This window comes from Stenotrophomonas sp. C9D9 (assembly GCF_056491205.1).
Genome location: NZ_JBSZIF010000004.1, coordinates 730,087 through 747,433, shown reverse-complemented (window position 1 = coordinate 747,433; position 17,347 = coordinate 730,087). Strand labels below are relative to the sequence as shown.

The 17,347-nt window shown below is 66.9% G+C and carries 17 protein-coding genes, 2 pseudogenes and 1 riboswitch; of the genes and pseudogenes, 11 read left to right on the top strand and 8 right to left on the bottom strand.

Annotated elements, in window-relative coordinates:
• The first annotated feature begins 75 nt into the window (after window positions 1-75).
• The 5 genes from glyA to ribD all read left to right on the top strand — a co-directional run bounded on the left by glyA (window position 76) and on the right by ribD (window position 4,190).
• Complete coding sequence (gene glyA / locus ACXI0D_RS08960; RefSeq protein WP_049443124.1) at window positions 76-1,329, top strand: serine hydroxymethyltransferase; 1,254 nt, start codon at window positions 76-78, stop codon at window positions 1,327-1,329.
• Between the two features lie 124 nt (window positions 1,330-1,453).
• Window positions 1,454-1,918 (top strand): hypothetical protein, encoded by a 465-nt coding sequence (locus tag ACXI0D_RS08955; protein ID WP_049443125.1) that lies wholly within the window; start codon window positions 1,454-1,456, stop codon window positions 1,916-1,918.
• Window positions 1,911-2,339: a hypothetical protein gene (locus tag ACXI0D_RS08950; RefSeq protein WP_119007442.1), complete on the top strand. Its 429-nt coding sequence runs from the start codon at window positions 1,911-1,913 to the stop codon at window positions 2,337-2,339. Before ACXI0D_RS08955 ends, ACXI0D_RS08950 begins: the two co-directional genes overlap by 8 nt.
• Window positions 2,340-2,488: 149 nt before the next feature.
• Entirely contained in the window at window positions 2,489-3,010 is a 522-nt protein-coding gene (gene nrdR / locus ACXI0D_RS08945) for a transcriptional regulator NrdR (RefSeq protein WP_005415256.1), read from the top strand.
• Window positions 3,011-3,104: 94 nt separating this feature from the next.
• Window positions 3,105-4,190, top strand: a complete 1,086-nt coding sequence (ribD, locus tag ACXI0D_RS08940; protein ID WP_479642498.1) for a bifunctional diaminohydroxyphosphoribosylaminopyrimidine deaminase/5-amino-6-(5-phosphoribosylamino)uracil reductase RibD — start codon at window positions 3,105-3,107, stop codon at window positions 4,188-4,190.
• A gap of 35 nt (window positions 4,191-4,225) precedes the next feature.
• On the opposite strand, the gene ACXI0D_RS08935 is transcribed toward ribD, so the two are convergent.
• The 4 genes from ACXI0D_RS08935 to ACXI0D_RS08920 all read right to left on the bottom strand — a co-directional run bounded on the left by ACXI0D_RS08935 (window position 4,226) and on the right by ACXI0D_RS08920 (window position 7,074).
• On the bottom strand, window positions 4,226-4,678 hold the full coding sequence (locus tag ACXI0D_RS08935) for a hypothetical protein (RefSeq protein ID WP_479642497.1): 453 nt from the start codon (window positions 4,676-4,678) through the stop codon (window positions 4,226-4,228).
• Between the two features lie 84 nt (window positions 4,679-4,762).
• Window positions 4,763-5,401: a hypothetical protein gene (locus tag ACXI0D_RS08930; protein ID WP_479642496.1), complete on the bottom strand. Its 639-nt coding sequence runs from the start codon at window positions 5,399-5,401 to the stop codon at window positions 4,763-4,765.
• A gap of 1 nt (window position 5,402) precedes the next feature.
• Window positions 5,403-6,287: a hypothetical protein gene (locus tag ACXI0D_RS08925; RefSeq protein ID WP_479642495.1), complete on the bottom strand. Its 885-nt coding sequence runs from the start codon at window positions 6,285-6,287 to the stop codon at window positions 5,403-5,405.
• Between the two features lie 151 nt (window positions 6,288-6,438).
• On the bottom strand, window positions 6,439-7,074 hold the full coding sequence (locus ACXI0D_RS08920) for a hypothetical protein (RefSeq protein ID WP_049443130.1): 636 nt from the start codon (window positions 7,072-7,074) through the stop codon (window positions 6,439-6,441).
• A 305-nt stretch (window positions 7,075-7,379) separates the two neighbouring features.
• Window positions 7,380-7,525, top strand: a riboswitch (FMN riboswitch).
• 74 nt (window positions 7,526-7,599) lie between these two features.
• Between ACXI0D_RS08920 and ACXI0D_RS08915 the strand changes: the two genes are divergently transcribed.
• From ACXI0D_RS08915 to thiL, 5 genes are all read left to right on the top strand, one after another.
• The gene (locus ACXI0D_RS08915) at window positions 7,600-8,202 is read left to right on the top strand and encodes a riboflavin synthase (RefSeq protein ID WP_049443131.1); all 603 of its coding nucleotides are present in this window, start codon (window positions 7,600-7,602) and stop codon (window positions 8,200-8,202) included.
• Window positions 8,199-9,299, top strand: coding sequence for a 3,4-dihydroxy-2-butanone-4-phosphate synthase (gene ribB, locus ACXI0D_RS08910; protein WP_119007436.1), 1,101 nt, complete (start codon window positions 8,199-8,201; stop codon window positions 9,297-9,299). The genes ACXI0D_RS08915 and ribB overlap by 4 nt, the downstream gene beginning before the upstream one ends.
• Before the next feature lie 194 nt (window positions 9,300-9,493).
• Complete coding sequence (gene ribH, locus ACXI0D_RS08905; RefSeq protein WP_049443133.1) at window positions 9,494-9,961, top strand: 6,7-dimethyl-8-ribityllumazine synthase; 468 nt, start codon at window positions 9,494-9,496, stop codon at window positions 9,959-9,961.
• Window positions 9,958-10,437 (top strand): transcription antitermination factor NusB, encoded by a 480-nt coding sequence (nusB, locus tag ACXI0D_RS08900; protein ID WP_005408062.1) that lies wholly within the window; start codon window positions 9,958-9,960, stop codon window positions 10,435-10,437. The genes ribH and nusB overlap by 4 nt, the downstream gene beginning before the upstream one ends.
• 120 nt (window positions 10,438-10,557) lie before the next feature.
• Window positions 10,558-11,520, top strand: coding sequence for a thiamine-phosphate kinase (gene thiL, locus ACXI0D_RS08895; protein ID WP_197587093.1), 963 nt, complete (start codon window positions 10,558-10,560; stop codon window positions 11,518-11,520).
• A gap of 337 nt (window positions 11,521-11,857) precedes the next feature.
• Here the strand turns inward: thiL and ACXI0D_RS08890 are convergent, their stop codons facing one another.
• The gene (locus ACXI0D_RS08890) at window positions 11,858-12,229 is read right to left on the bottom strand and encodes a DUF805 domain-containing protein (RefSeq protein ID WP_049443135.1); all 372 of its coding nucleotides are present in this window, start codon (window positions 12,227-12,229) and stop codon (window positions 11,858-11,860) included.
• Between the two features lie 128 nt (window positions 12,230-12,357).
• Window positions 12,358-12,768 carry a hypothetical protein gene (locus ACXI0D_RS08885; protein ID WP_049438571.1) on the bottom strand — a complete coding sequence of 137 codons (411 nt, stop codon included), beginning with the start codon at window positions 12,766-12,768 and terminating at the stop codon, window positions 12,358-12,360.
• Between the two features lie 424 nt (window positions 12,769-13,192).
• Here ACXI0D_RS08885 and ACXI0D_RS08880 point away from each other — a divergent pair, with 424 nt between their 5' ends.
• Window positions 13,193-15,214 (top strand): acyltransferase family protein, encoded by a 2,022-nt coding sequence (locus tag ACXI0D_RS08880; RefSeq protein ID WP_479642494.1) that lies wholly within the window; start codon window positions 13,193-13,195, stop codon window positions 15,212-15,214.
• Window positions 15,215-15,252: 38 nt separating this feature from the next.
• On the opposite strand, the pseudogene ACXI0D_RS08875 reads toward ACXI0D_RS08880, so the two are convergent.
• Window positions 15,253-16,639 (bottom strand): annotated as a pseudogene (locus ACXI0D_RS08875) (FAD-binding oxidoreductase).
• Window positions 16,636-17,245 (bottom strand): annotated as a pseudogene (locus tag ACXI0D_RS08870) (metal-dependent hydrolase). The pseudogenes ACXI0D_RS08875 and ACXI0D_RS08870 overlap by 4 nt, the downstream one beginning before the upstream one ends.
• Between the last annotated feature and the right edge of the window lie 102 nt (window positions 17,246-17,347).

The window sequence follows — 17,347 nt, the reverse complement described above, 5'->3', positions numbered from 1 at the left end:
GGCCCCAGCAGGCCGGTGCAGGGCTACAATCAAGGGCTGAGTCGTACCCCTTTTCCCTGCCTGCTGGAGTACCCGATGTTCCCGCGTGACGTCCGCATCGAATCCTACGATCCCGAACTGGCCAAGGCCATCGCCGCTGAGACCCAGCGCCAGGAAGACCACGTCGAGCTGATCGCCAGCGAGAACTACACCAGCCCGGCGGTGATGGAAGCCCAGGGCAGCCAGCTGACCAACAAGTACGCCGAAGGCTACCCGGGCAAGCGCTACTACGGCGGCTGCGAATACGTGGACATCGCCGAGCAGCTGGCGATCGACCGCCTGAAGCAGCTGTTCGGCGCGGACTACGCCAACGTGCAGCCGCACAGCGGCTCGCAGGCCAACCAGGCCGTGTACTTCGCCCTGCTGCAGCCGGGTGACACCATCCTCGGCATGAGCCTGGCCCACGGCGGCCACCTCACCCACGGCGCCAAGGTCAACGCCTCGGGCAAGCTGTTCAACGCCGTGCAGTACGGTGTGAACGACCAGGGCCTGATCGATTACGACGAAGTCGAGCGCCTGGCCCTGGAGCACAAGCCGAAGATGGTCGTGGCCGGCTTCTCGGCCTACTCGCAGGTGATCGACTGGGCACGCTTCCGCGCCATCGCCGACAAGGTCGGTGCCTACCTGTTCGTCGACATGGCCCACGTCGCCGGCCTGGTCGCCGCAGGCGTCTACCCGAGCCCGCTGGAACACGCCCACGTGGTCACCTCGACCACCCACAAGACCCTGCGCGGCCCGCGCGGCGGCATCATCGTCGCCAAGGGCGCCGACGAAGACCTGGTCAAGAAGCTGCAGTCGATCGTGTTCCCGGGCATCCAGGGCGGTCCGCTGATGCACGTCATCGCCGGCAAGGCCGTGGCCTTCAAGGAAGCGCTGGAACCGGGCTTCAAGGCCTACCAGCAGCAGGTGGTGAAGAACGCCCAGGCGATGGCCAACACGCTCATTGCGCGTGGTTACAAGATCGTCTCCGGTGGCACCCAGAACCACCTGATGCTGGTCGACATGATCGGCAAGGACGTGTCCGGCAAGGACGCGGAAGCCGCGCTGGGCAAGGCCCACATCACCGTCAACAAGAACTCGGTGCCGAACGACCCGCGTTCGCCGTTCGTGACCTCGGGCCTGCGCCTGGGTACCCCGGCGGTGACCACCCGTGGCTACGTCGAACAGGATTGCGTGGAACTGGCCAACTGGATCGCCGACGTGCTCGACGCACCGAACGATGACGCCGTCATCGCCCGCGTGCGCGATGCCGTCAGCGCGCAGTGCCGCAAGTATCCGGTCTACGGCTGATCGCAGCAGGGGTCAGAGCCCTTTCCTGACGGAAAGGGATCCGACCCCGAAGCCCGGATCGAAGCAGGGGTCGGATCCCTTCCCGCAGGGAAGGGCTCTGACCCCGCCATCAGGAATCCCGCGCATGGATGAGCGCCGCCTCAAGTACCTGTACACCGCGCTGGCGGTGCTGTTTGGCCTGCCCAGCCTGTTCTTCGGCGGCGCGGGCGCCTGCATCGCCCTGGTCATGGGCGTGATCGGACTGATCTCCCTGGACGCGGACAAACTCTGGTTTGCTGCCGGCATGTTCGCGTGGGGCGTGTCCGCGATTACCGGTCTGGTGGCCTGGGTTGCACTCAGCATCTTCTGGCTGCGCGATGGGGCACGGGGCCTGCGCATGGCATCGCGCCGTTGGTGGTGGCTGCTGGGCATGGGTGTGCTGGCGGCCCTGCCGTTGCTGGCGATGGCGCTGTACTACTTCACCGAGCTTGGTCCATCCGTGCTGAGCGGGCTGTTCGCCGGGCCGTCCCTGTGGGTGCCTGCTGGCATGCTGATGCTTCTGTGTCTGCGTGGGCGGCGCTCTGTCCAGGAGTCCTCTCACCGTGGATGAAGCCGTGCACAAGCGCCGGGTCGGGCTGTCCCTGCTGCTGGGCATCCCGATCATCGCCGCCGCAGGCACGTTGGCGGTGCTTGGGCTGGTGGTGGCTCCCGACTACCTGACCGCCATCGAGCTGCTGTGGGCAGGCGCTGGGCTCATCGGGCTGCTTGCCTGGGGGGTGTTGGCTGGCCTGTTCCTGTGGCGCGGTCAGGCCGCGCTGTGCGCGGCACCCTGGCCCCTTTGGGGAGGCCTCGGGCTGGGCGTGCTGGCCGCCGTGGGGATGGTCGCCGTCGCGGTGCATCGGGTGTTTACCGATCCGGACCTGATTGTGCTGGCCTATCTCTTCCTCGGCCCGCCGTTGCTGCTGCCGGCGGCACATCTGGCGTGGCTGCGCTGGGCACGCGCGGCCACGCTGCCGCCCGCACCTGGTTGAGCGGGTAGTCCAGATACCCCGGGATGCTCTGATTGGCCGAAATGCAGGCGCTTGCGCGCAGACAGCATTTGCTGCTGCGCCCCTTCTCAGGTACCTTTGCGACGCTGCCATGACCGTGGCAATAGGTACTTTCCTGAGCCAGGCGTTCCATGCACTGCCCCTTCTGCCAACATGCCGATACCCGGGTCATCGACTCGCGCGTCTCCGAAGACGGCGCGACGATTCGCCGTCGGCGTGAGTGCGAAGCCTGCGGCGAGCGCTTCAGCACCCTGGAAACGGTCGAGCTGAAACTGCCTGCCATCGTCAAGAGCGATGGCACCCGCGAGGCGTTCGACCAACGCAAGGTGCGTGCTGGCTTTGACCGCGCGCTGCAGAAGCGCGCGGTGCCCGAAGACAAGATCGAAGCGGCGGTGCGTGCGGTGGTTCACCAGCTGCGCATCAGCGGCGAGCGCGAAGTGCCCTCGATCAAGGTCGGCGAGTTCGTGATGAACGAACTGCGCAAGCTCGATCATGTGGGCTATGTGCGCTTCGCGTCGGTCTACCGCAGCTTCGAGGACGTCGCCGATTTCCGCGAGGAGATCGAGAAGCTCGAGCGCGACCTGCCGTCCAGTACCGAACAGCTGCAGCTGCTGGGCGATGTGATCGCCCTGACCAAGAAGAAAAAGGGCTGACCGCCCCGGTAGATGCCAACCTTGGTTGGCGCCGTACGCTTCATCCACGCATGGCGTGGATCTACACCGCGACCAACGGCGCTACCATGGCCGCATGACCACCCCGTTCTCCGTCCTCGACCACCTGCACATGGCCAACGCACTGCGCCTGGCCGAGCGCGCCGCTTACACCACCCGCCCCAACCCGATGGTCGGCTGCGTGATCGCCCACGGCGAACGCGTGGTCGGGCAGGGCTGGCACCAGCGCGCCGGTGGACCGCACGCTGAGGTGTTCGCGTTGCGCGAGGCCGGCAGCGAGGCCCGCGGTGCCACCGCATACGTCACCCTGGAACCCTGCGCGCACTATGGGCGCACGCCGCCGTGCGCGCTGGCCTTGATCGAAGCAGGCGTGTCGCGCGTGGTCGCGGCAATGCGCGATCCGTTCCCGAAGGTCGATGGGGGGGGCTTCGATCTGCTGCGCAATGCCGGCATCGAGGTCGCCGAAGACCTGATGGCGGCGCAGGCACGTGAGCTCAACAAGGGCTTCCTGTCGCGCGTGGAGCGCAATCGGCCGTGGTTGCGGGTGAAGCTGGCCGCCAGCCTCGATGGCCGTACCGCGATGGCCGATGGCAGCTCCAAGTGGATCACCGGCCCGGCCGCGCGCGAAGACGTGCAGCACTGGCGTGCGCGCGCGGGTGCGATCCTGACCGGCGCCGACACGGTGCTGGCCGACGACCCGATGCTGACCGTGCGCCTGGCCGATACCGAGGTGATGCCGCCACTGCGTGTGGTGCTGGATTCGCGCCTGCGCTCGCTGGAGTGCAGCCGCGTGCGCGAGGGTGGGGCACCGACGCTGTACCTGCACGATGCTGCAGTGAGTGCACCGGATGCGGCCGACGCCGAATTCGCCAGCGTGCCCTGCGTTGATGGGCGGCTGGACCTGGGCGCGGTGCTGGCGCTGCTGGCCGAGCGTGGCATCAACGAAGTGCATACCGAAGCCGGCGCGACGCTGGCCGGTGCCTTGCTGCGCGGCGGCTGGGTAGACGAACTGCTGCTGTATCAGGCGCCTACGCTGCTGGGCGACAACGGTCGCCCGCTGCTGGCTGGTCTTGGCATCGATGCCATGGACCAGCAGCGCCGCCTGCGCGTGGTCGATCAGCGCCAGGTCGGCGAGGACATCAGGCTGCTGCTGCGCCCGTGATGGAATGACGCGGAACAGGGGCGACGCCCTTGTCGTCAGGCGTCTTCGTCGTCTTCTTCGCCGACGGGACACTGGCCCTTCCACTGCTGCTTCCACAGCGCATGCAGGTTGCGGCAGTACGCGCCCAGTGCCTCGCCCGGCAGTTTCTTCGCCTTCAATCGCAGCTGGTGACGGGTAAAACCGTCGTCGTACTCATGGGGCAATACCAACACGGCGCACTGATCGTGGTACATCAGGAACGCGTGGCAGTCGTCGTCTTCGCTCATCCACGCATCCAGCTGCCTGTCGCTCAGCAGGGTTGACTCGAAGGCAACTGCTGGGCGGACCGAGAAGGTCGTAATCCTGGACTTGGGTACTTTGGCTTCCCCGCACGCCGTCAGCGCCATCAGCGTCAGCAGCGTCAGCAGCGCCATCAGTATGACCGTGGTCGACGTCGTACGATGTTTCATGCGGGTGCCCCGGTGGAAGAGGGCAACAGCATTGATCATGCAGGCCGCACAGGGCCATGCAACGGTTCTGAAAGTGCGGATGCAGTCGTCATCCGCGGCCGTGAGCCGAAATGCGGCCCAGCGCTACCCGGAATCATCCGGCAGGTGCTCGTTCCATTCGAAGAACGGCAGGAAGGCGTCGGCCACCAGCGCCATCAGCGGGCCCGGATCGCGCATGCGCCATTCGCGCCGGTCGCCGCTGCGCTGGAAGGTCAGCGTGCCGCTGTGCACGCGGTCTGGCGCGTTGTGCATCGCTGTCGTGTAAGCGGCCGCCAGGGGCGCGGACATCTGCGGCGGATGCGGCCCGTTGAAGGGCACACGGTGCTGGCTATAGAGCGGAAGCAGGCCCGACAGATCCGGAAGTCGGCAGTGATACGCCACTTCGGCAACGTCGCCGTCATGGCCCTTCGGCCAACGCACGCCATCGGCCTTGCACTGCGCCGAGGCCAGCCGCGTGCGCAGGGCCTGTGCAGCAGCGGGCCATTCCGCGAGCTCGGGTGCTTCATCCAGTTGGCTTGCAGCCGTCAACGCGGCAACGAAGGCCTTTGCGTCATCCGTCTCCAGCTGCGCGGCCAGCGCCCTTTGCGCAGCGGCATCGCCATGCACGATCACCTGTGCATGCAGATCGAACAATCGCGCCGGCGATGCCACTTCGGCACCGGCCAGCGCACTGCAAGGGGCCAGCAGCAGTGCGGCCAGCCCCAGGTGTTTCAGCGGAACCATCTCAGGCGCACGCGTCGGTCCACATCATCTCGGCGATCGGGCGCAGCGCCTTGCACTCCTGGGTCATCTCGTCGGCCGACTTTACCTGGGCCTTGGCCTTCAGTTCCTCGGCCATCGCATCCACGCCGCTGAGCTGGTCCGGCGCGATCTTCGTCACGCAGGCGCGGTGCTGCTGCAGCAGCAGGTCGCAGCCGGGTACGCCGGTCACCTTCGGTGCGTTGGCCGCCTGCGCGTCCTGCATCCAGTCCTCGAACGGTGCCAGTGCGCCGGCCACCGTGCCCACCAGGTCGTCGAAGTTGCCGCTGTACCAGTAGCCGTTGTCCTTGGCCGGGTACAGGGTGAAGGTGCCGCTGACCGGTATGCGCGCACCGCTCTGCAGCGCCTGGGTGTAGGCGTCGGTGAACTGCTTGCGCGAGGCCGGGCTGGCGTCGGATGCAAGGCTGGCGGCGAACAGCGGGCGCACGTTGCCCAGGTCGGGCACCTGGCAGCTGAAGGTGATGCGCGCCAGCTTCTGGTCTTCGACGTACTCGTTGTCTTCGATCACGCTCTTGGTCGCGCGGCACTTCGAATCACGCAGGGCCTTGGCATACAGCGCTTCGGTGGCGGCCGCGTCGGCCTTTGCGCCGCTGCTGGCAAGCACGACCTGCCACGGTTCGGCCAGCGCCTTGGCCAATGCGCCCGGGTTCGGGGTTACCGCATCCTGGCCGTCGAAGGCGGGCTTCAGCGCATCGTTGAGGGTGCGGGTCGCGGCGGCGTCGTCTTCCAGCAGGACGCGCGCATACAGGTCGAAGGCCTGTTCGGGCGTCAGCGTGGCCGGGGCGGCGCTGGCCAGCAGCGGGGCAGACAGCAGGGCGCTGGCCAGCAGGGTACGCAAGGGGGTCTTCATGACGGAGCTTTCCTGTTCCAGAGGCGCGCAAGCCTAGCGCATCCAGCGCTACTTTCGATGGCGACCAGAGGTCACATAGCGGTGTACCCCGGCCAAAAAACGGGCCCCTTGCGGGGCCCGTTCGATCGCACGACGAGGAGCGATCGTTGGATCAGAAGCTGGCGCGCACGCCGGCCGAGTACTGGGTGACGTCGCGGTAGCCCGAGATCTCGCCCACCAGACCCCAGGTCTTGGTGAAGTTGATCTGGCCGCCGACGGTGCCGACCCAGGTGCCCTTGAAGTTGTTGCCGCCATCCATGTAGCCGGCCTTGGCCCAGGCTTCGGTCATGCGCGACGGCTTGCCGCGGATACCCATGGTGACGCGGCCCACGTTGGTGTGATCCTTCAGGCGATCCACCTGGCGGCCGTCGAACGACATCTTGAACTCTTCGTCCAGACGCACCCAGGCAGCATCAGCGGTGAAATCCACGCGATCGGTCCAGGGCATGTGATAGCCGATGCCCAGTTCCGGCGACTGCACCTTCTGCTTGATGCGCACCGCAATGTCGTAATAGTTGTGGTTGTAGGTCTTGGTGACAGCGGTGTAGCCGCCAAACACGTGCACCTGCTCGGCAATGGCTACCGAACCACGAATGTAGCCGCCGTCCAGCCTGGGCTTCGAGCCACCACCATTGTCCAGCTGCAGCTGCGTCCAGCCGCCTTCAACGTAGGTGTAGCTCAGGGCGTCGGCCGAAGCCGCGAACGGGGCGGCGGCCAGCAGGGCGGCCACGATCAGGATCTTGCGCATGGGAATTCCTGTGAGTTTCAGTCCATTGGCGGGCTGCCCTCCGGGCGACCCGTGACGACCTCATGTCGTCCGATGGTCGAGTTTAATGAAAATTTCACGGAATGCGAGAGACGACCATCACAGGCCGGGGCAGGCCGGGGTTGGGGGTCGGAGCCGTTTCCCATCGGGAAACGGCTCCGACCCCAGTGCTGCTGCGCCACCCGTCCCGGGGGTCAGAGCCCTTTCCTGTGGAAAGGGATCGACCCCGGTCATCCACCCCGTTCAGCCCGGGCTGGTACACTAGCCGCGCCGGTTCGCCGGTACACAAACGTCTTCAGGGCGGGGTGCAATTCCCCACCGGCGGTAGGTGCGCAAGCACGAGCCCGCGAGCGCCCCGGCCCACGGCCGGGGGTCAGCAGATCCGGTCCAATGCCGGAGCCGACGGTCATAGTCCGGATGAAAGAAGACGGTGCCACAGGGCTCATGCCCTGCGTGCGCCTGTTTGCCTTGCGGCGTTTTTCGCTCACTTTTCGCGGAGAACGTTTCTTGTTTACTGGAATCATCGAAGGCGTCGGCCGTCTGGCCGCACGCGAATCCATCGGCGGCGATGTCCGCTTCACCTTCAATGTCGGGAATCTGCCGTTCGACAACGTGCAGATGGGCGAGAGCATTGCCATCAATGGCGTCTGCCTCACCGTCATCGCGTTCGACGCCAGCAGCTTCCAGGCCGATGCCTCTACCGAGACCCTGGGACTGACCACGCTGGGCCAGCTGGGCGAGGGCGCGGTCATCAACCTGGAGCGCGCCATGCGCCCGACCGACCGCCTCGGCGGCCATCTGGTCAGCGGCCACGTCGACGGCCTCGGCCAGGTGCTGTCCATCCACGAAGACGCACGTGCCCAGCGCTGGCGTTTCGCCGCGCCGGCCTCGCTGCGCCGCTACATCGCCAAGAAGGGCTCGATCTGCGTGGACGGCGTCAGCCTCACCGTCAACGAAGTGGACGACGAAGGCTTCGAAGTCGCCCTGATCCCGCACACCGTGGGCAACACCGCCTTCTCCGCCTCGGGCGTGGGCAGTGCGGTCAATCTTGAAATCGACCTGGTCGCCCGTTACGTCGAACGCCTGCTGGGCGAAGGAGCACGCGCATGAATTTCGCCCCCATTCCGGAAATCCTGGAAGACATCCGCCAGGGCCGCATGGTGGTCATCGTCGATGACGAAGACCGCGAGAACGAAGGCGACCTGATCATGGCCGCCGAGCTGGTCAAGCCGTCGGACATCAACTTCATGGTCACCCACGGCCGTGGCCTGGTGTGCCTGCCGCTGACCCGCACCCGCGCCGCCGACCTCGGCCTGGCGCCGATGGTGCAGGCCAATACCGCGCAGTTCCAGACCAACTTCACGGTCAGCATCGAGGCCGCCGAGGGCGTTACCACCGGCATCTCGGCGCACGACCGCGCCCACACCATCCGCACTGCGGTGAAGCCCAACGCCAAGCCGTCGGACCTGCACCAGCCGGGCCACATCTTCCCGCTGATCGCCCAGCCGGGCGGCGTGCTGACCCGCGCCGGCCACACCGAAGCCGGCGTCGACCTGGCCATGCTGGCCGGGCTGGAACCAGCCGGCGTGCTGGTGGAGATCCTGAACCCGGATGGCAGCATGGCGCGCCGCCCGGAACTGGAAGTGTTCGCCCGCGAGCACGGCCTGAAGATGGGCTCCATCGCCGACCTGATCGCCTACCGCCTGGCCACCGAGAAGACCGTTGAACGCGTCGACGAGCGCGAGATCGACACCGAATTCGGCCCGTTCAAGCTGGTGACCTACCGCGACCGCATCGCCCACGACCTGCATTTCGCTCTGGTCCGCGGCACCCCGGATGCGGACACCCCGACCCTGGTACGTGTGCAGGTGGAAAACCCGCTGGCCGACCTGCTGCACTGGCGCCGCGATGATTTCGGCGTGGCCGCCACCGATGCCCTGCGCGCGATCGACGCCGAGGGCGCCGGCGTAATGGTGGTGCTGTCGGCCCCGCGCGATGGCGAAGCCCTGCTGGCCCGCCTGCGCCAGCAGCCGGCGCCGGTGGTGCCGGGCAAGGACAAGGACGTGGGCCAGTGGCGCCGCAATGGTGCCGGCGCACAGATCCTGTCCGACCTGGGCCTGGGCAAGCTGCGCGTGCTGGGCACCCCGCGCCGCCAGATCGGCCTGGCCGGGTACGGCCTGGAAGTGGTGGAGACGGTCACCCTGTAATCGGTAGTGCCGGCCGCTGGCCGGCAACCGCATCCCCGGGATTGCCGGCCAGCGGCCGGCACTACCGGTGGGTGCCGACCCTGTGCCACCGGTGGGGGCCGACCGTTGGTCGGCACGCCCCCAGGCCCCCATCGGCCACGGCCGGGGCCCATCCACGCTAGAATTACCTCCTTATCGAGTCCCCCAAGCCGCATATGAGCCACTACGAAGGCGATCTTCGCACTCCCGAATCGGCGCGCTTCGCCATCCTGGCCAGCCGCTGGAACGCCCGCATCACCGACGCGCTGGTCGCAGGCGCCCGCCTGAGCCTGGCCGGCAACGGCATCACCGAAGCCAACATCGACGTGATCCGCGTACCGGGTGCCTGGGAACTGCCGCTGGTGGCCGCGCGCCTGGCCGCCGCCCACGAACACGCCGCCATCCTCACCCTGGGCTGCGTGATCCGTGGCGACACCCGCCACTACGAACACGTGGCCGACCGCTGCGCCGAAGGCCTGATGCGCGTGCAGCTGGACTTCGGCGTGCCGGTGCTGAACGGCGTACTGGCGGTCGAACGCGCTGAGGATGCCGAGGCACGTGCCGGCGGCAGCCACGGTAACAAGGGCGAGGAAGTCGCACTCGCCGCATTGGAAATGGTCAATCTTCTGGAGCAGCTGCCATGAACAAGAACACCCAGGGCAAGCCCTCCGGTAAACCCGTCCGCCGCGATGGCGTCGATCCGGTGCTGCGCTCGCGCGCCCGTCGTCGTGCCGTGCAGGCCATCTACGCCTGGCAGATCTCCGGCGGCAACGCACAGTCGCTGATCGCCCAGTTCGCCCACGAGCAGGCCCGCGAGATCGCTGACCTGGCGTACTTCGAGGCGCTGCTGCACGGCGTGCTCGACAACCGTCGTGACATCGACGAAGCGCTCGGCCCGTACCTGGACCGTGGCATCGAGGAAGTGGATGCGATCGAGCGCGCGGTGCTGCGCCTGGCCGCCTACGAACTGCGCTACCGCCTGGACGTGCCGTACCGCGTGGTGATCAACGAAGCCATCGAATCGGCCAAGCGCTTCGGTTCCGAACACGGCCACACCTATGTCAACGGCGTGCTGGATCGTGCCGCCGTGGAATGGCGCAAGGTCGAATCGGGTCACTGACCCACCTGTGGTAGTGCCGGCCGTTGGCCGGCAGCTGCAGGGATCCTGAGGTTGCCGGCCAGCGGCCGGCACTACCGCCCACCGCGCCTTGCGCGGCACGTACAACAGCGGGAACGCCCCATGTCCCTGGCCGAATTCGCCCTCATCGACCGCATCCGTGCCCGCACTCTCGAGCGCGACGACATCCTGCTCGGCATCGGTGACGATGCCGCGCTGCTGCAGCCGCGCGCCAACGAACAACTGGTGGTCACCGCCGATACGCTCAACAGCGGCGTGCACTTTCCGGTGGAGACCCCGGCCTTCGACATCGGCTGGAAGACCCTGGCGGTCAACCTGTCGGACCTCGCCGCGATGGGCGCGCGCCCGGCGTGGTGCACGCTGGCACTGTCACTGCCGGAGGCCTCTGAAGACTGGATCGAGGCCTTTGCCGATGGCTTCTTCGCACTGGCCGACCAGCACGACATCGCGCTGATCGGCGGCGACACCACGCGTGGCCCGCTGTCGCTGTCGGTGACCGCGATGGGTCAGGTCGGGCGTGGCCAGGCGCTGCGCCGCGATCGCGCGCAGGTGGGGGACGACCTCTGGGTCAGCGGCACGCTGGGTGACGCCGCCGGTGCGCTGCGCCTGTGGCAGCAGGGCGCGCTGAGCGTAACCACCGCCACGCTGCTGGCCGACTACGAAAGCCTGCGCCTGCGCCTGCTGCGGCCGACGCCGCGTGTAACGCTCGGCCTGCGCCTGCGTGCCTTCGCGCATGCGGCGGTGGACGTGTCCGATGGCCTGCTGGCCGACCTCGGTCATATCGCCACGCGCAGCAACGTGGCCGCACATGTCGATGCCGATTCGCTGCCGATCTCGCACGCGCTGCGTGAGCTGCTCGGCCGCGACGGTGCACGCGACTGCGCACTGCGCGGTGGCGACGATTACGAGCTGTGCTTCACCGCCGCCGCCGACCAGCGCGACGCGCTGCACTACCTGGCCGAATCGCTGGACGTGCCACTCACCCGCATCGGCCGCATCGCCGAAGGGCAGGGCGTGCATGTGGATGGCGAAGCCGCCGACGGCGGTTACCAGCACTTCGCGTAGCCGCAGCGGTACTGCCCTGGTGGGTGCCGACCTTCGGGGTGGGGTCAGATCGATGTTGCTCTGGTAGGTGCCAACCAAGGTTGGCACGAATATGTCAGCCGCGCGTGGCAACACCGTGTCGACCAAGGTCGACACCTACCAAAGCGGAGGCACATCGGTGCGCTCTGGTAGGTGCCAACCTTGGTTGGCACGAATGTGTCAGCCGCCCGTGGCAACACCGTGTCGACCAAGGTCGACACCTACCAACGCAGAGGCACCTCGGCATTGCTCTGGTAGGTGCCAACCTTGGTTGGCACGAATGCGTCGACCAAGGTCGACACCTACCGAAGCGGGGAGGTTACGCGTGCGGAACCGGCGCACCGAAGCGGTTGTCGCCCGGCGTGCTGGGCAGCAGCAGGAATACCAGCAGCACCAGGCTGACGAACGGCACGAATGCCAGCAGCATCCACCAGCCCGAGCGATCGGTGTCGTGCAGGCGGCGGATGGTCGCCGCAATACAAGGCAAGGCGAACACCAGCCACATCACCACGCTAAGACCGGTCGCGATGAGTGCCAGGCCCTGCGAATCGCTGTAACCGGCATAGAAGCTCAGGATGTACAACGGGATCGAAACGATCACGATGAACAACTGGAACCACCAGAACTCACTGCGGCTGGCGCGCCCGCTGAACTGCGCATAGCGGGAAAGCGGAATCATCATCTTGTGCATCTGGGCACTCCCTGAAAAGAAGGGCCCACTATTGGTGCGCCTGTAATGATGAACCATCGTAATCATTGCAATTGCGCGCAGCGTGCGACTGAAATGGGCGCTTGCCCGCAGTTCGCGTCGTTGGAAGCTCACGCCGCCCGCAACTGCACATCCACATACTCGGCCAGCCCTCGACAGGCCAGCAGCAGGCCCTCGCGCGCGCCATCGCCCATCTGCTGGTCAATATCACCGTCCACGCGGACGCGTTCGGTGGCGTGCAGTAGTTCCAGCAGGAAGCTCAGCCCCGCATTGGCGCGGTCGATGCGCGCCAGGGCCAGGCGTTGCCCGGGCGTGCGGTTGTTGCCGGGCCACGGCTGGCCATCGGCCGCATCGCCCTGGCGGATGTACTGCAGGCAGGCCTGCAAGGTGATGGCCCCGGCGCTATTGCCGCTCTGTAGTGCAACGAACGTGTCTTCCAGTGTGCGCGCCAGATCATCCGGCAGGCGCGTGGCGGCGTCGCCCAGGGTGGCGAACAGGTGCGGGTAGGGGGAGGCGGTCATGGCGGCGTCCTTGTGCAAGCGGCAAGGGGCCACCCCGCTTAACAGCGAGGGTGGCGGACGGTGCGTGGTTCCAATACCGGTGGTTAACGTCGTCAAATGCCGGCGGGCACGAGGCCCCCACGCACCGCCCGCCATAGATGCACGGACAGATTGCCTGCCGACGCCACCCAACAAGGAAAGAGCGACGCCGGCAGGCAAGCGTAAACAACATTAACCAAACGGGATTGGAAGCCCGTGCCACCCGTTGTCGGTGGCGCTACATGATTTGCATGAAGGGCCACGTATGCCAATGAGAAAGATTTGAAAATTCGAAAACGTTACAGATGTGCGGCGCGCGCTTCAGTGTGGCAATTGCGACATTCCTTTAGAGCCGAGCTGGGACAGGAACTGAACAATGTCCACGTCTGTCGCGATCATCCATTGAATGACTGCGGCAGCGGTGGTGATGCTGTTAGGTCGTTCTCCACCCGTTGCCCATATGTCCCCTCCCGAACGTTCCCACAACGCGGCCATCGATGGCCTGCGCGCATTGGCGGTGCTGGCTGTCGTCGTCTTCCACACCAATGCGACGTGGCTGCCCGGCGGCTTCACCGGTGTGGACCTGTTCTTTGTGGTGTCCGGCTTCGTGATCAGCCAGTCGCTGGCCTCGCGCACCCATGCATCGCTGGGTGCCATGCTGCTCGACTTCTACCGTCGCCGCGTGTTGCGCCTGTTGCCGGCGTTGCTGGTGATGCTGATGGCGACCTTCGTGCTGTCGGCACTGTTCATCCCCCGCGCGTGGCGCAATGAGCAGTTCGACCAGACCGGCTGGGCCGCGCTGGTCGGCTTCAGCAACATCGTGCTGGCCGGCCAGCAGGACGATTACTTCTCACCCGGCGCGGAACTGAACCCCTTCCTGCACACGTGGACGCTGGGCGTGGAGGAACAGTTCTATCTGATTTTCCCGCTGTTGTTCTTCGTGTGGATGCGCGGGCGTGAGCGTTGGCCGTGGTCGCGTTGGCTGTTGCCGGTGCTCACCGTGTTGTCGCTGGCGTGGGCGGGCTGGCAGGCGAAATCGGCACCGGCGGCAGCGTTCTATCTGCTGCCGGCGCGATTCTGGGAGCTGGCCGCGGGCGCGCTGCTGTACCAGTGGATGCGTACGCGTACGCCGGGCCAGAACGGTGGCATGGTTGCGGCGGCCGGCCTGGCGCTGCTGGCCGCAGGCGTGGTGATCGCACCGCAGCTGGCGATGCCGGTGCCGGGCGTGCTGGCGACCGTGGCCGGTACCCTGCTGCTGTTGACCAGCGTGACCGCACGCGGCACGTCCCGTATCGGCCGCGCGCTGGGGTGGGCGCCACTGGCCTATCTGGGGCGCCTTTCGTATTCGCTGTACCTGTGGCATTGGCCGTTGCTGGTGCTGCTGCGCTGGACGTACGGGCTGCAGGGCCCGGCGCTGTGGCTGTATCCGGTGCTGCTGCTGGCGGTATCCGCTGCGTCGTATCACTTCATCGAGCGCCCGCTGCGCAGTGCGGCGCCGCTGCTGCGCCTGGCACCGGGCAAGGTGCTGGCGACGGCGCTGCCGGTGGTGGCGCTATGCGGCGCAGGCGCCTGGGCCACGGTGGAGTACCACGAGCAGGTCTCGCTGAGCGTGACCCGCGACGGTTATGCATGGCAGGCGCGCCGCTATCCGGCCTGGCGACCGCTGGAGCCGGTGAGTGCGCCAGCGCTCGACGGGCGGCGCCTGTTCGTGGTGGGCGACTCGCACGCGGCGGCGTATCGCACGATGACCAGCATGGTCGCGCGGCAGACCGGCATGGGGGTGCAGCAGCAGGATCGTGGCGGCTGCAGCTTCGTCAACCTGCTGCGGGCCAGCCCGCCGGACTGCCAGGACTTCATTGAGTACGCGTTGTCGACCATCGAGAACGAGGCACGTGCCGGTGACATCGTGCTGCTGGCGGCACTGCGCATGCCGGAGCTGCGTGGGTTCGATTGGCAGCAGCAGGACGCACAGCAGATCTATCAGCAACTACTGGCCGAGCGTACGCCGGCCCATGCGCAGGCGGCACGCGATGAGGCTGATCGTGTTCTTGGGCGTTTGCAGAAGCTGGGCGTGCACGTGGTTGTGGATGCACCGCTGCCGTTGTTCAAGGCGGGTGCGTACCGCTGTTCGGATTGGTTCAATCGCCGCAATCCAGCGTGTGCCGGCGGTCTGAGCATGCCGCGTGCGGATCTGGAAATGCTGCGCGTGCCGCAGATGGCGTTGCTGGCGGAGCTGGCTGCGCGCTATCCCGCGTTGACTGTGTGGGACCCGTTGCCGTTGCTGTGCGGGCCGCAGACCTGCTCGGCAGTGGAAGACGGTGAGCCGTTGTTCTTCGACAATGACCATCTGAGCGGGCATGGCAACCGCGTGCTGTTGCCCAGCTTCCGTCAGACCCTGATCGATATCGCGAGCGACAAGCTGTTGTAGAGCCGAGCACGACTCGGCTCTACAGGTAGGTGCGCGGCCTAAACCGGCGGCAGCACCTTGCCCGGATTGAGGATGCCGTCCGGGTCCAGTGCGGCCTTGATCGCGCGCATCGTCGCCAGCGTTTCCGCAGTGAACGCCTGCACCATGAAATCGCGCTTGGCCAGGCCAATGCCGTGTTCGCCGGACAGCGTGCCACCCAGCGCCAGCGTCAGCTCGAAGATCTTCGGCAGCGCGGCATGCGCGCGTGCGTTCTCGTCGGCATCCTCCGGGTGATAGAGGATATTGACGTGCAGGTTGCCGTTGCCGGCATGGCCGAAGGTGACGATGGTCAGCGCGTAGTCGCGTGCCAATGCCTGCACGCCGCCCACCAGTTCCGGGATGCGCGATACCGGGACCACCACGTCTTCATTGATCTTTCCCGGTGCAACGCTGCGCAGCGCAGGCGACAGTGCCTTGCGTGCGGCCCACAGCTGGTCGCGTGCACGGCCTTCCATCGCCACGTCCAGCTCGATCATGCCGTCGCCTTCGGCGGCGCTGGCCAATGCCTGCAGCAGGTAGGGCAGGGTGTCGTGGTCACCATCGGCTTCGACCAGCAGCATCGCACCGGCCTCCGGCACGTCGGCACCATTCAGCCGCAGCAACTCCAGGCTGCGCGCGTCCATGAATTCCAGGCGGGTGGGTACCACCGGTTGCGACATCAACCGCGACACGGCAGCGGCGGCGGCATCGGCATCGCGGTACAACACGCGCAGCCCGGCCTGGCTGACCGGCAACGGGGTCAGCTTCAGCGTGGCTTCCACGATCAGTGCCAGCGTGCCTTCGCTGCCCACCAGCAGATGCGTGAGGTCATAGCCGGTGGCGTCCTTGGTGTAGGCGCCACCGCAGCGGATCACGTCGCCGGTGCCGGTCACCGCCACCAGGCCCAGCACGTTGTCGCGGCTGGTGCCGTACTTCACTGCGCGCGGGCCACCGGCATTGCAGGCAAGATTGCCACCGATGCTGCAGATCTCGGCGCTGGAAGGGTCCGGTGCCCAGAACAGGCCATGCGGGGCCAGCGCCTGCTGCAGGGTGCCGTTGAGCACGCCGGGTTGCACGACCGCGCAACGATCACCGGCGCGGATCTCGACGATGCGGTCCATGCGGGTGAACGACAGTACGATGCTGCCCGGCTGCGGGACCGCTGCGCCGGTGGTGCCGGTTCCGGCGCCACGTGCGACCAGGGCCACGCCATGCGCGCGGCAGGCACGCACCAATGCCTGCACCTGTTCGATGTCGGCTGGCAGCGCCACCGCCGCCGGGCGCTGGCGGCGCCATGAGTTGTCCTGCGCGTTGGCCTCCAGCGCGCTGTCATCCATGCGCCAGCCCTCCCGCGCCCAGCAGGGCGGACAGTTCGGCAACCAGGGTGGCGGGCAGGGCAGGACTCATGACGGATCTCGTGGGGCAGCGGGAGCGGGTTGGATAAGTTTCCAGGCGACAACGGCGCCGGCCAGCGGCAGCCACACCCAGCGCAGTTCGGAGAGCAGGGTAGCCACGCCGCGTGCGCTGAAGAACTGTGGGGCAAACGGTGAAACGCGGATCGGTCGCCACGGTGCGAAGAAGCGGTGTTCACTCCACGGCCAGGTCAGCGCGACGCCGAGGCCGCCGGAGGTCATCGCATCCAGCAGCGGATGGCTGGCGGCGCAGACGAAGACGAACACCGCCGCTTGTACGGTCGATGCCACCGTTGGCCCTGCCTTGGTAGGTGCCAATCTTGGTTGGCACGAAACCGCCGACCAAGGTCGGCGACTACCAAAGAACGCCAACACCGCGGCCAATGCCGCCAGCACGCCCGGCAAACAGCAGTGAATGACTGGCACCGCGATGGCCGAACGCATCGGCGTAGGGAATGTGCAGCGCGAAGGCCAGCACATCGGCATCCGGCAGCATCGCTGCAATCACGCCGGCAACCAGCAGGCGCGACGGGATGCGGCCACGATCAGCGGCGCACCAGAGCGCCAACGGCACAGCGGCATGGGTGATGATCGACGGCATCAGTCACGCACCGTGGTAGTGCCGGCCTGGCTGCGCTCTGGTAGGTGCCAACCTTGGTTGGCACAGAAGCGTCGACCAAGGTCGGCCTCTACCAGAGCGGAC